The 15,205-nt window shown below is 43.4% G+C and carries 7 protein-coding genes; all 7 read left to right on the forward strand.

Annotated elements, in window-relative coordinates:
- Window positions 1–44 precede the first annotated feature (44 nt).
- The 7 genes from B4Q04_RS07865 to B4Q04_RS07895 all read left to right on the forward strand — a co-directional run bounded on the left by B4Q04_RS07865 (window position 45) and on the right by B4Q04_RS07895 (window position 15,158).
- Window positions 45–3,419, forward strand: a complete 3,375-nt coding sequence (locus B4Q04_RS07865; protein ID WP_201723385.1) for a SusC/RagA family TonB-linked outer membrane protein — start codon at window positions 45–47, stop codon at window positions 3,417–3,419.
- A gap of 4 nt (window positions 3,420–3,423) precedes the next feature.
- The gene (locus B4Q04_RS07870) at window positions 3,424–5,205 is read left to right on the forward strand and encodes a RagB/SusD family nutrient uptake outer membrane protein (protein WP_088696793.1); all 1,782 of its coding nucleotides are present in this window, start codon (window positions 3,424–3,426) and stop codon (window positions 5,203–5,205) included.
- A 352-nt stretch (window positions 5,206–5,557) separates the two neighbouring features.
- On the forward strand, window positions 5,558–6,088 hold the full coding sequence (locus tag B4Q04_RS07875; RefSeq protein WP_161496054.1) for an RNA polymerase sigma-70 factor: 531 nt from the start codon (window positions 5,558–5,560) through the stop codon (window positions 6,086–6,088).
- A 191-nt stretch (window positions 6,089–6,279) separates the two neighbouring features.
- Window positions 6,280–7,407: a FecR family protein gene (locus tag B4Q04_RS07880; protein ID WP_088696494.1), complete on the forward strand. Its 1,128-nt coding sequence runs from the start codon at window positions 6,280–6,282 to the stop codon at window positions 7,405–7,407.
- Window positions 7,408–7,512: 105 nt separating this feature from the next.
- A complete protein-coding gene (locus B4Q04_RS07885) occupies window positions 7,513–10,953 on the forward strand; it encodes a TonB-dependent receptor (RefSeq protein WP_088696495.1) in 3,441 nt (1,146 codons plus the stop codon).
- Window positions 10,954–10,956: 3 nt separating this feature from the next.
- Window positions 10,957–12,627 carry a RagB/SusD family nutrient uptake outer membrane protein gene (locus B4Q04_RS07890; RefSeq protein WP_201723386.1) on the forward strand — a complete coding sequence of 557 codons (1,671 nt, stop codon included), beginning with the start codon at window positions 10,957–10,959 and terminating at the stop codon, window positions 12,625–12,627.
- A gap of 2 nt (window positions 12,628–12,629) precedes the next feature.
- On the forward strand, window positions 12,630–15,158 hold the full coding sequence (locus B4Q04_RS07895; RefSeq protein WP_088696497.1) for an alkaline phosphatase D family protein: 2,529 nt from the start codon (window positions 12,630–12,632) through the stop codon (window positions 15,156–15,158).
- The last annotated feature ends 47 nt before the right edge of the window (window positions 15,159–15,205 follow it).

The following is a 15,205-nucleotide window of genomic DNA, read 5'->3' on the forward strand; positions in this document are numbered from 1 at the left end:
ACTCAAGGGGTGTGTGCGTATGCACGTTAAAATTAAGCTTGAAGATGAAACTTACCGTGCTTCTTACGATAATATCCTTGTTTCAAATACAGGCCAATACGTATTCCCAATCCAAAAAAATATCGCTTGATATGCCCGATGCTACGGTGCAAGAGGTCATTCAAGAGATAGAACAGCTCAGTGACTATAAGTTTCTGCTAAACAGAAAAGACGTTGACCTTTATCGGGAAGTATCGATAAAAGTAAAGAAGAAGTTGATTTCTACTATTTTGAACGAACTCTTTGAGGGGACCAATATTCGATTTGAGGTCTTGCACAAGCAGATTATTCTAAAAAAAGCCAAAATCCCCATAAAAAAACCGGTCGTACTTCCCTTAACGGGACAGTCCTTGCCGGTTATAGATCAGTTTTCGGTTTCGGGAATGGTTACCGATGAAGACGGAAACCCGCTACCGGGGGCAAATATTGTAGAAAAAGGCACGACCAACGGGGTAACCGCTGATTTTGATGGTAATTTCTCGATTGAATTGGCCGATGAAAATGCCACCTTGGTGATTTCCTATATCGGTTTCTCTACAATGGAGGTGTCGGCCGAAGGGCAGGCGAACATCAACGTACAATTAAAAGAGAGCGCCGCCGGCTTGGAAGAAGTGGTAGTAGTAGGTTACGGAACGCAAAAGAAAGTTACCCTTACCGGGGCCATTAGCAATTTAAAAGGCGAGGAAGTACTGAAATCACCAACAACCAACGTCAGTCAGGCCCTAGGGGGAAGAATGGCAGGGGTAACTACGGTTCAAAGAAGTGGTGAGCCGGGTGCCGATGATACCGTTATTAGAATCAGGGGCTCCAATACCTTAGGGGATAATTCCGCCTTGGTCGTTGTTGACGGTGTTCCCGGGCGTTCGTTGTCAAGGATCGACCCAAATTCCATAGAAAGCATCACGGTACTGAAAGATGTTTCCGCGGCAATCTATGGTTCTCAAGCGGCCAATGGGGTCATATTGGTCAAAACAAAAAGGGGTAGATTGGGCAAGCCGTCTTTGACCTTCAATTATAATCAGGGGTTTAATCAGCCAACAAGGATTCCTGAAATGGCCAACGGCTCCGAATATGCTAGATTGCAAAGTGAAATCGATATTTATGCCGGTCGATCGCCGCGTTATTCCGATGAAGAAATTGCCATGTTTTCTTCCAACTCTGACTCATGGCTTTACCCGAATACGGACTGGTTTGATGAAGTTTTAAAACCCTGGTCGGGTCAGAAAAATGTAAATGGTCAAATATCAGGTGGAGGTGAGTATGTCAACTATTTCATTTCCGGTGGATATAAGTTTCAAGACGCCTATTATCGCAATAGTGTAAGTAATTATAAACAATACGATTTCAGGACCAATATCGATGGGAAATTTTCCGATAATATTTCTTGGGGCGTAGACCTCTATGGAAGATTTGCCGATACAAATTCCCCTACACAGGGTTTTGGTGCCATATTTAGAACTACCACCGTGGGTAATCCGAACATTCCTGCAGTCTGGCCCGATGGTAGTCCCGGTCCCGACATCCTTGGAGGTCAAAACCCGGTAACCATAAGTACAGGTGCCGCGGGCTTCGATGAAACAAAAAACTACTCACTGAACAGTAGTTTTAAGTTGAATTTTAAAATTCCGTGGATCGAAGGGCTTTCACTTAACTTAAGCACGAATTTTGATAAATCCTTCGAAAACAGAAAACGCTTCGAAACACCATGGGAAGTAAATTCATGGGACCAAGTGAGTTATGATGCGAACGACAAGCCTATTCTAAATTCGGCCATGGTTCCGTTCAATGACCCGAGATTGACACAGTATAGTGCCGAGAAACAATCGCTCCTCACCAATGCCGTCATGAACTACGAGACAACCTTTAACGAGATACATAATATCAAACTTCTTGGTGGGGTTGAATCAAGGGAAGACAAAGGGGGCAATTTTAATGCCTTTAGGCGTCATTATGTTTCGAGTACCACCCCAGAATTGTTCGCGGGAGGGGACCAGGATAAGGACAATACCGGTGGGTCTTACGAAAGTGCAAGATTAAACTACTTCGGTAGGTTGAATTACAATTTTAAGGAGAAGTTGCTTTTTGAATTCGTATGGAGATACGATGGCTCCTATATTTTTCCCGAGGAAAACAGATTTGGCTTTTTTCCAGGGGTTTCCTTAGGATGGAGGATGTCGGAAGAGAAGTTTTGGAAAGAGAACCTGTCTTTTGTCGATGAGTTTAAAATAAGGACTTCCTACGGACAAACAGGAAACGACCGAATTGGCGAATGGCAGTATTTGGCTTCGTATGGCTATAGCGATTTTATCTACAATTTTGGGGTCAACGAATCGTACAAACTCCTATTTGAAGAAAGAATCCCAAATGAAAACGTTTCATGGGAAGTTGCCAATCAATTCGATATAGGTATAGAGTCGTATTTCTTAGATAAGAAACTCTACTTCGACTTGACCTTTTTCGACTATAGAAGGTCCGATATATTATGGTGGAGGAATGCATCCGTACCGACTTCGGCGGGTATCAATTTACCTAGGGAGAATATCGGAAAGGTTACCAACCAAGGTTTCGACTTCAATTTGAGCTATCGTGGAAACATCAACGACTTGGGCTATAGCGTAGGCCTAAACGGAGGATATGCAAAAAACAAGATCACCTTTTGGGATGAGTCCCCGGGAAGACCTGAATGGCAGCAATCTACAGGGAAGCCTATTCCTACGGTTCCCGAAGATATAGACCAAGACCTGTATTACGTGTCCGAAGGTATTTTTAACGACCAAGCCGAAGTAGATGCCACTCCGCATTGGGAAGGGGCACGACCTGGTGATATTATTTTCAAGGATGTGAATGAAGATGGGGTAATCAATGGCTTGGATAGGGTTAGGGACGAAAAAAATAACATCCCTCGCTTTTCAGGTGGCTTGAATTTGGCCTTGAATTACAAACAATTCGATTTTTCCATGCTTTTTCAAGGGGCTGCAGGTGCGGTCAGGTATATTTCTACCGAGTCTGGTCTGATCGGTAATTTCCTTAAGGATTACTACGATAACAGATGGACACCCGATAACCCAGATGCACCGGGCCCAAGGGCGCACAATAGGGACTCCGAATACTGGAGGAACAATAGGAACACCTACTTTCTTCGTAAATCGGACTATTTAAGACTTAAAACTTTAGAACTAGGATATAATTTACCACAGGACCTTTGTGATAAATTCGGAAGTAAGGGAACCAGATTGTACGTAAATGGGTATAACCTCTTGACCTATAGTCCTGACCTCAAGGATTTTGATCCTGAAAGTGACCAACGCAGCTTAAGCGGGGGCTCACAACCTTACCCTGTACAACGGGTTATTAATGGAGGAATTGAAATTAAATTTTAGAACTATGAAAATTAAACATATATATAGATATATAACGCTTGGCTTACTAGGTGTTATTCTGCTTACCTCTTGTGATAAGGATTTTCTTGACAGGAGTCCGAAGAATCAATTTGCCGAAGATGATGTTTGGAGCCAATTGCCGATGATGGAGCAATTTGTCAACGACATATATTGGAACGTAGGGCATAGTTTTGACCGTCCTATGATGTCGGTCTTTACCGATGAGACCATGTTCGATCCGGGATCGGACCAAGGCCACGGGAACGTTGTAAAATCATTGATTACGCCTAGTGATTACCTCGTATTCGATACTTGGTCCCGAACATCTAAAATGCGTTGGGAACATCATTACAAGTATATTCGCGCTTGCAACGTGTTCTTGGAACAAGTGGAGAATAACGAATATGAAGATCAGGAATTCAAGAACCGATTGATCGGAGAAGTACATTTTTTAAGGGCCTATCACTACCACAACCTGGTTTTCCAGTACGGAGGGGTACCATTGATTACAAAGTCTTATGAACTTACCGACGATTTTCTCTTGGCAAGGAACACTTTTGAAGAATGTATTGATTTTATTGTCGAAGAATGTGAAAAAGGCGCCGAATTATTGCCGGAAATGCATGAAGGGTCCAATTTGGGCAGGGCGACCAAAGGGGCGGCAATGTCCTTAAAATCAAGGGTGCTGCTTTATGCGGCCAGTGAACTGTACAATTCTGATGCCGCTTGGGCGCAGGGATATAGCAACCCCGAACTGGTTGGTTATGTAGGAGGATCCCAGACCGACAGGCTAAAACTGGCCAAGGAAGCGGCCAAGGCCGTAATGGACATGGGAATTTATAGCTTGTATAAAGGAGAGCCGACCGAAAATGATTCCTTGGCCCGAAACTATGACGAGGTTTTTACATTAAAACAAACACAGGAAGATATCTTTATACGGAATTTTACCGAATCGGGTCAGATTTGGAGTTTGAACATAGGGGTACAAAACCTTCCGACCGGTTATAAGGGGTGGGGAAATATGGCTCCGATCAACGGAATGGTAGATGATTTTGAGATGGCAACGGGAGAGCAATTTGACTGGGATAACCCCGAACATCGCGCGGAACCCTATAAAAATAGAGATCCCCGTTTTTATGTCAACATATTTTTTGATGGGGCCCAATGGAGACAGAGGCCAGAAGACGTTGTGGCGGCCGACCCTTATGGTATTATCCAGACCGGAAGCTACGAGCAACCTGACGGAACTTGGGTAGGTGGATTAGATTCTTTCGATACCCCGGTTACCACCTGGAGCGGAACCCACACGGGCTATTATTTTAGGAAATTTCAAGATATCTCCATAGAAGCCCCTAAAGTGAGGACGACTACCCCATGGAGGTTTATCAGATATGCCGAGATACTATTGAACTATGCCGAAGCATGCGCCGAATTGGGCGAGTATGGCGAAGCAAGAACCTATACGAACATGCTTAGGAAAAGGGTAGGGATGCCTGATTTGACCCAAGCCGATGCCGATCTCGTCGATGCCGTACGACACGAGCGAAAAATTGAATTGATGGGCGAAGACCAACGCTTTTTTGACATCAGAAGGTGGATGATCGCCCCGGAAGTCATGCAAAATGCCTTTGGTGTAGACATCAAATACCACTTGAATGAGGAAAGACCTAGATATAACATTATTCAAGTCCAGGAACGCGAATGGAAAGACCGATTCTATTTTTTTCCGATCAAATTGGAAGAGTTGAACAAAAACGAGTTGTTAATACAAAACCCTTTGTATTGATGGTTTGAACGGCTCGCACGATAATGTGATAAGGTCATATTTCCAATGGGGGCTTAGTTTCCATAGAAGTTTTATCTATGGGATGTTTTTAGAATAAGTTGAGTGAGTTTAAATAGTGGATAATGGGGGCGAAGTTATAATCGCCCCCATTTTTTACATTAAGAACGATAGAAGAAATGGCTGGGAACGGGCTATGCTATTGAAGTATAGGGTAACAAACGTTTGTTATATTGTTTCAAATCGTTATGTTTTCTTTAGAAATTAGTAATTTCCAGTCTATTTTTTATAGATTTAGCATCTTGTTCGCCGTGTGATGAAAATGATAACAGAAGATAGTAGGCTCTTAAAAGGTATGAAAGAAGAAGATAACGCCTCTTTCAAGGCGGTATATGACAAATATGCCAAAGCCTTGTTCTTCTATGCCCATAACATAATTAAGGATAGGGCGGTCTGTGAAGATATTATCCAAGAGGTTTTTATATCACTCTGGTCAAAACGGAAATCGAATACGATAACTTCGTTGAAACCCTATCTTTTTCAAGCCGTAAAATATCAAATTTTCAATCACTTCAGAAATAATAAGTTTTCGAAAGAAGATTTGACCCGTTTGAATATCATTGACGTGTCGATGAACGTTTCCCAGAAATTGGAGTATTCGGAACTTGACCAGATCATACGCGACTACGTGGCCAAATTGCCCAAAAGATGTCGTCATATTTTTGTTCTGAGTCGTTACCAACACAAATCGAATAAAGAAATCGCCGAGGAGCTTGAAATTTCCGTACAGGCCGTAAAAAACCAAATTTCAAAAGCTCTTGCCTTTCTTCGTAGTAATCTTCAGCTAGAGGATGCGGTTTTTCTTTTTCTTGTCCTTCTACATTAATACCGGTCTGATATTATTTACGGCACTGTATTTCAGCCTGTTCAGACTACTTTTTTGGGTTACTCTGGTTGAGGATTCCCTAATTCTTGCGGGTTAATTTTATTAAATTTCGAAAAAAATGACCATCTGACGTGTACTATCGTATGAGTTTGGGTACTTAATAATGACATCCCCTTTTTAATCGAGTTAAAATGAATGCAAAAAGTGCCAAAAAACTTTTCAAGAAATACGTGAACAATGAATGCTCGCCCCAAGAGATAGAATTGCTCGAACGTTTTCTTGAATCGTACCAAGATAAAGATGCCCTCTTATCCGAATTTAGTTTCGATAACGGAACGAAGCAGGAACTTTGGCAAAAGATAAGTGGCACGACCAAGCCACAAAAGATAAAGAGATCTTATTTCAATCACTTTGTGTTCAAATACGCCGCTGTGTTTATTGCTTTGGTAGGGTCAATAGTCTTCTTTAAATTTTTAAGGTCGGATACCATTGAGCAACCGACGTTAATTGTAGAAGACAACGCTATCGTATTAAAGACCGCCAACGATCAGATTCGTGAAATCGTTACAGGGAAGGAGGGTATCATTACCGATGCCGAAGGAAACGTTCTGGCATCGCAATCCGATGACCGAATGGAATATCGGGCCAAATCGACTACCGAACTGGTGTACAATGAAATTATTGTTCCTAAAGGAAAAAGGTTCGAGCTAATGCTTTCCGATGGTACTTTGGTCCATTTAAATGCCGATACATCCCTAAAATATCCGGTCAGCTTTATAGCAGGTCAAGACCGAAAGGTTTTTTTAAATGGGGAGGCCTACTTTGAAGTAGCCAAAGACCCCGACCATAAATTTACCGTAGTGGCCAAAGATATGGACGTCCAAGTCTTGGGCACCCATTTTAACGTAAGCTCTTATACCGATGAAGAAAATTATACCGTACTGGCCGAGGGCAGTGTGGCCATCAATGACAAGCGCAATGATGGGGGCGGTGGGGAGCCAAGCATCCTAAAACCGGGTCAGAAAGCGGCTATGGCAGAAGATGCATTGGTCATTAGTGAGGTCGATATCAACGATTACCTGAACTGGCGAAATGGCGATTTGACCTTTAACAATGAGCCCTTCGAAGATATTATAAAAAAGATAGAGCGTCGCTATGGCGTGCGTATTGAAAATGGGTATACCGAATTGGAATCGGTACGGTTCAGGGGAGCTTTTAAGAATGAGAGCATTCAAGATTTACTGGATACCTTTAAAGAAAGTGCAGAGTTCGATTACGAGATAGCCAATAACCAAATACGAATTAAAAAACCCGTGTAATTATGAAGTGACCAAAAACTTAAAAAAAATCGGGGAACGCGGCCACGTCCCCCGAATAAGAGTGATTTTAATCCAAGTAAAAACAAATCAAAATCCTTTAAAAATATGGAAAAAAAACCATTGTTTTTCATTCTTATGAAAAACATTCTTAACAAGAATCGTACAGTGAAAATCTCCGTTCTAATGTTTGCTTTGGCTTTGTTCAATCTTCACGCGAATTCCTATTCGCAAAACAAGAAGGTTTCTATAGAGGCCAATAACGAAACTATTGAAAGTGTATTGAAAAAAATAGAGAACCAAAGCCAGTTCCGTTTCTTTTATAAGACCGGACAACTTAACGTGTCTAAAAGGGTGACGCTCAGTATAGAAAAGACCCCGATAAAAGAAGTGTTGCAAATGGTTTTTGGGGATGGTGTCACATACACCATGGTAAAAAATCAGATTGTTCTTAAAAGTAAACGGCCTGATAATCCCATCGAAAATCCACTCCGTAAAAGTAAAATCGATCAAGAGCAACGAGTGGTTACCGGTGTCATTACCGATGAAATGGGTGTGCCCTTGGCGGGCGCAAATGTGGTAGAAAAAGGTACGACCAACGGAGTTACGGCCGACTTTGATGGGAACTTTAGTCTTGAACTGAGCTCCGATGATGCCGTTTTGGTAATTTCCTATATAGGTTTTGCTACAAAAGAGATTCCTGTTGCCGGACAGTCCACTTTTAACATTCAATTAGTGGAGAGCGCCGCTGGCCTAGAAGAGGTCGTGGTAGTCGGTTTCGGTACACAAAAGAAGGTGAACGTTATCGGTTCGGTGTCCCAAGTGTCCTCCAAGGACATTGAGAACAGGCCCGTTACCCAAGTTTCACAAGCCATTACCGGTCAGATGCCCGGAGTTACCGTGGTACAGAGATCGGGCAGGCCAGGTCAAAGCGGTGGTAATATCAGTGTAAGGGGAGTAGGTTCTTTTGGGGCAACACCCGATGCACTGGTCTTAATTGATGGGATAGCGGGTAGTATGAACGACATCAACCCCGATGATATCAAATCCATTTCCGTTCTTAAAGATGCCTCTTCCGCAGCTATATATGGTGCACGTTCAGCAAATGGTGTTATTTTGATTACCACAAAATCGGGTAGCGAGAACAAATTTTCTGTCAATTACAATAGCTATGTCGGTTTTAACGCAGCAACCGAACTTCCTAAATTTGTAAATTCTTGGGAATATGCCGAAATGTATAATATTGCTTCTGGAAGCAACAGTTTTACTGCAGAGGATATTGCCAAGTACAAGGCGCAAGACGATCCCGATAATTATCCCAATACTAAATTTCTTGAAGACCTATTTTCTAAAAATGGGGTTCAAACTTCGCATACCCTTACCCTTAACGGAGGTGATGAAAAGAATAAATACTACGTCTCTGCAGGTATTCTCGAACAGGATGGAATCATCCCGAAAAATAGCTTCAGCCGGTATAATTTCCGTATGAACTTGCAGAATAAATTGGGCGATAAGTTTGAATTGAGCACGCGTTTTTTTGGTTCTGTGGAAAAAAGGGAAGAACCACAGGTAACTGGAAATAAAGGACCGGGATACCAAAGTGAAGCGAATAGGGCTACGGATGCCACAAATAATGCAGGTAGTTTTATGAGCCAATTGGTTTCGAATGCCGTGAGATATCCGGCCATTGAACTCGGGCAAGATTCCCAGGGTAATTTCGGTATCGGACCTGAAAGTGGCGGTACGCCCGTAGCATGGTTGGCCTCTGATTCATATTTGGAAAACCCGCGGACAAAGGCGGGCGTAAACGTAAAGTTGGATTACAAGCCGAACGACAATTTGGTGTTTTCGGCCATTGGGGGATACAACTTCACTTTGCATGAGGAACGCTCGTACTATGCATCACAACGTTTGGACGAGAATATATTTTTAGGACAGTCTTATCTCAATCAGTACAGCAATAAGGAAATCTACAAGACCTTACAGCTTACGGGTGAATGGTCTAAAGAGGTTGGGGTACACGATTTTAGCTTTTTGGGAGGATATTCTTTTGAAAACGAGGAATTTTCCTTTTTCAACGGATACCGTCAGAATTTTGCAAGCAACGATTATACCGTTCTTGACTTGGGTAGTGCCGAAAATCAACAATCGTCAGGCTTTGATGCCGAATGGGCCTTGCAATCGTTTTTCTCCCGTTTGAAATATAGTTTTGATGAACGCTATCTCTTTGAGGCCACCCTTCGTTACGATGGGTCGTCTAGATTCCCAAAAAACAATAAATACGCGGTTTTCCCTGCTGCAGCCTTGGGCTGGAGGGCTTCCCAAGAGTCTTTTTTACAAGATGTATCTTGGTTGTCGAACTTGAAGTTTAAAGCTTCTTGGGGTATTCTAGGAAACCAAAATATCGGAAATTATCCCTATCAAACCGTTTTGGCCTCGGGTCGTGATTACGCGCTTGGAGGGGGACTTTCAACTGGGGCGGCATACTCTACCTATAGGGATGCCAATATCAAATGGGAATCTACCGAAACTACCGATGTCGGTGTTGAAACGGGCTTTTTCGATGGAAAACTGACCTTCAATGCCACCTATTTTAGAAGAAATACCACAGATGTGCTTTTCAAGCCGTCGTCAAGTGTATCTTCTGTACTTGGGGTGGGTATCAGTGAAACCAATACCGGTGCCGTAAAGAACACAGGATGGGAATTCGATATGGGTTATCGTGACACAAAAGGAGACTTTAGCTATTCGATAAACGGAAACTTTTCGGTGATAGATAACGAGGTAGTAACCTTAGGCCTGGGTAATGTAGAACAACCCAATGGTTACGTGGGTAATGGCTCTGACCTCTTTGTTGGTTTTCCTATGCAAATGTACTATGGTTATAAGACCGACGGGGTATTCTTGAATGATGGGGAAATAGCAAATTGGCCCGATCAATCGGCGGTAAATCCGACCTCTCAGGCGGGTGATTTTAGATATAAGGATATTAGTGGACCCGATGGCGTACCCGATGGAAAGGTCGACCCTACCTATGACCGGACGTATTTGGGAAGTCGTATTCCTAAATATACCTATGGGGCAAATATCAACCTGAACTATAAGAATTTCGACTTTTCCGTTTTTCTTCAGGGCGTTGGGGGCGTAAAAGGACAATTGACCAATTATGCGGGTTATGCCTTCTTTAATCTTGGAAATATTCAGCAATGGCAGATGGATGGTCGGTTTGACCCGAACAATCCGGTACGTTACCCTGATTATCCGAGACTGGAGGTGGTTACCAATAGTGGGACGCCGAACACGACCACTTCTGATTTCTGGGTGATAAACGCAGGTTACCTTCGGGTTAAAAACATTCAGTTCGGCTATAATTTCCCTAATCCGGTAACCGACCTTATCGGTATCGATAACCTTAGGGTCTATGTAGGGGCCGAGAATTTACATTCTTTCAACTCTTACAGGGACGGATGGGATCCTGAAATTAATTCGGCAGGAGGCTATTACCCTATTTTAACGACCTACACCTTTGGTTTAAACTTAAAATTTTAGAACATGACAAACTTTTTATATACACATAGAACTCGCATATCAGGTTTTGGCAGGTTTGTTGTTTTGGCAATGGTATTGCTAATGGTTTCGGCCTGTGACAAACAATTGGAGCAATTTCCTAGCAACGCCTTTGCAAAAGATAATTTTTGGACTTCGGAATCGAATGCCAATATAGCCCTTACGGGTGCCTATCGCGGCGCTATTGAATACGGTACGCAGGTAGTGCCATCAGACTGGTGGACCTACTGTGGAATTGTTTTTATGGAGTTCGCAACCGATAATGCATATGACCGTAGAGGGGATAATTCAACGCAAAATAGATTGACCAATGGTACGCTTTTACCGAACAATAATGTGGTAAACGGGTACTGGAAAGGCTCGTATAAGCGTATAGCGATTTGCAACGATTTTCTTGAAAACATAGACAACGTACCTATGGATCAAGCGCAAATCGATAGAATGGCGGCCGAAGTACGTTTTCTTCGTGCAGCGACCTATTTTTATATCACCCAGTTCTGGGGTAGTGCGCCCTTGGTTACCAGTACTTTAACACCTGAAGAGGCCAATAACGTAGATAAGGCCACCAAGGCGGAATTGGTGTCTTTTGTAATCAGTGAACTCAGGGCCGCAGCAGAAGATTTACCGTCTTTTGGTGAACTCACCGGTTCAGAGGCGGGGCGTGCGAGCAAACAGGCAGCTTTAGCTTTTTTGGGAAGAATGTATCTGGGCGAAAAGAATTTTATCGAAGCCTCTAAAGTGTACAAAGAAATCATCGACATGGGGGAAAATACCATCGATCCAGACTATGCTTCCCTTTTTACTCCGGTGAATGAGGCCAGTAGCGAGAACATTTTCAGTACCCAATATTTTGGAGGACAAGCGGGTAACGCCTTGCCACAACATGCCTATCCGGCAGTAGCTTCGGGATGGCATATTGTAAACCCCTTGGGAAGTTTGGCCGATGCCTATGGTTTTGATGACGGAACCCCTTTGTCTTATGATGACCCCAAGTTTGATTATGACGATATGGGGGCGAATCGCGATCCGCGTTTTCGATATAACCTTCTTTGGGACGGTTCTTCATTTGGGGATAAAATCTATGATTGCCACCCAGACCATAGTGAATCACTCGATCAGTTGACCTATTCAAAACAAGCCACGAGAACCGGCTACGGACTTCGAAAGTTTTTTGATGAATCGTTCAGCGGTAACCTTCAATCCGATTATGGCGGGAACATTCCTATTATCAGATATGCCGAGGTATTGTTGAGCTACCTGGAAGCCGAACTCGAAGCAGGCAACCCTATTACACAACAATTGTTGGATGAGACGATTAATAAAGTGCGTGGGAGGGCTTCGGTAGGACTTCCTCCTATAACCGAGACCGATGCCGCTGCCCTTCGTCCTATTTTGAGAAATGAAAGAAGGATCGAATTGGCATTTGAAGGCCAACGTCTATGGGATATTTTTAGATGGGGTATTGGTGACGAGGTTCTGGTAGGTGATTTCTGGGGCGCTCCTTTTCCCGATTCTACCCTGTATCCAACCACATCAAAGAAACTCGATCCGCAGTCTAGGTGGTATGTTACTTCAAAGGACTTTAGAGTTGGAATAGATGATGTTTGGCCTATACCGGAATCTGAGGTGAACGTTAATCCTAAATTAGGCAACTAAACATGACGATAAAAAGAAGAAAGTTTATACAAAACCTAGGACTTGCCGTGCCCATGCTGGCAAGTCCTTTAAATCCCATTCTTGCAAAAGAAATGGCTTTTTCCAATGTGATGCCGCCTCGGAGTGATAGCGCTTCTTTTTCGGTAGATTTCACAAAACTGAACGAGAGGGTCTGGATCGGTAGTTCTTTCTGGGCCGTACCTATGGAAGATTGGGAAATTAAGAACCGCCGTCTTGAATTTTCAGGAGCGGAAACCCAATCAAGGCTTCATGTACTGACCCATGTACTTGGTGATGGCGAAGGTGATTTTGCCATTTCGGGAAACTTGGGTTTGTTGGAAAACAAAGGCAATAAAGGAGGTGTCGGTTTTGCCATAGGGATTAAAGACCATACCGACCCCGATAGTGTAAAGGCCGCCTGTTATTTTGGAAAAGGTATTTCCGTCGGGGCAACCTTGGAAGGTAAGGCCTACATCGAAGACAAAGTAGAAATGCTGCCCACTGGCTTCAATTTCGATAATTTCTCACTAGAGCTCAAAGGAAAGCATAAGGCCGGTTCTACGGAACTGACCCTTCTACTTACCGATGCCAACGGAAAGACAAAGCGTTTGCAACATCCTGTAAAAGGGAAGCTGAACGGTTTGGTCGCTTTGGAAAACAAGGGGAAACAAAAAAGGGAAAGCACCTTTTGGTGGGGCGGGATGCAATTGTCGGGCACAAAGATCCAACATAGGCCCGAACAGAGTTTTGGTCCCATTTTATGGGCTATGTACACGCTCTCAAGGGGTAAGTTGAAGCTTACGGCCCAACTTCCTCCTATAGGGGCCAAAGATTCACAAAAGGTAGAACTTCAGTTTTTAAGGAAGGGAAAATGGGTAAAAGAGGCGAAGGGCCAGGTAGACCCGGTTTCCTTTACCTCCATTTTTACTATTGACGCTTGGGATGCTTCCGAAGATATCAAGTACCGTTTGCGGTATAGTTTAGATAAAGAACGACATAGTTATGAAGGGGTCATACGTAAAGAACCCTTTGACAGGTCCTTGGTTTTTGGCGGACTCACTTGTCAGCATGCTATGGGCTTCCCGTATCGTCCGCTCGTTGAAAATCTTGAGAAGTCGAACCCCGATATACTTTATTTTTCAGGGGACCAGTTATATGAAGGTAACGGAGGTTATCCCATAAAAAGACAACCCGAGGATAAGGCCATCTTGAATTATTTGGGCAAATGGTATATGTTCGGCTGGGCCTTTGGCGAAGTGCTGAGGGATAGACCTAGTATCTGTACCCCTGATGATCACGATGTCTATCAAGGTAACCTCTGGGGAGAAGGAGGCGAGGGAATCTCATTTGAAGATTGGGAAAAGGTACGTGATGCCCATGGAGGTCTTGTACAAACGCCCAACTTTGTCAATGTAGTGAACAAGACCCAATGTGGTCATATGCCGGATGCCTATGATCGGACACCGATGAAATCGAATATCAGTACATGGTATACCCATTTGGTCTATGGTAAGGTAAGTTTTGCCATTGTCAGTGACCGACTCTTTAAATCGGGGCCCGAAATGGTGAGGCCGGGTGAGGGGAGGATCGATCACCTTACCGAACCGGCCAAGCCCGGGGAACTGGAGGGGGATGAACTGACCTTTGTAGGACAACGACAACTCGATTTCTTAAACGATTGGGTAGCGGACTGGAAAGGGGCCAATATGAAAGTGTTGCTCAGCCAGACCTTGTTTTCGAATGTGGGAACACATCACGGACCCAAAAAACAGTTTCTATTCGGAGACCTCGATTCGGGCGGGTGGCCGAAATCAAAAAGGGACAAAGTAATTGAGACCATTAGAAAAGCCTGTGCCTTTCATATTAATGGAGACCAGCATTTGCCTTTTGTGGTACAATACAGTATAGATGAACCTAGGGATGGGGGATGGACCTTTTGTACACCGGCCATTTCCACAGGATACCCAAGGTGGGGACAACCCGATTCGGTAAACGTTCCCTTTACGGATCGCCCCGAACACGGTTTGCCGAATACAGGCTGCTACCGCGATGGTTTTGGTAATGATAACTATATTTATGCGGTCGGAAATCCAACCGATGATTTTGATGAAGAGACCGATCGCTACAAAAGGGCACAAAAGAAGTCATCGGGCTATGGTATCGTTACTTTTGATACCATGGAACGGACCATAAAAATGGAAGCCATTCGCTTTTTGGCCGATTTGGAACGTACTTCCGAGGCAAATACCTTCCCAGGATGGCCCTTGACCATTCAACAAACTGATAATGATGGTCGACGTCCCGTTGGGTATCTTCCTAAATTGAAAATGGCCATCGCCGATCAAGTCGTGAAGGTCATTAATGAAGACACTAAAGAATTGGTGCACGCCATGAGGGTAAAAGGTGATACCTATGTCCCTTCAGTTTATCAATTGGGCAAATACACTATAGTCATAGGAGAAGGAGACACGAAAAAAACCATAAGTGGTATAGAAATAACTATTGATTCTAGAAAGGTGATTTCTGTATAGGTGAAAAGCTATAAATTTGAGTGTAAATTAATTTATAAATACAAAAC

The sequence above is a fragment of the Zobellia sp. OII3 genome, from assembly GCF_002211465.1.
In the GTDB taxonomy this organism is placed as follows: domain Bacteria; phylum Bacteroidota; class Bacteroidia; order Flavobacteriales; family Flavobacteriaceae; genus Zobellia; species Zobellia galactanivorans.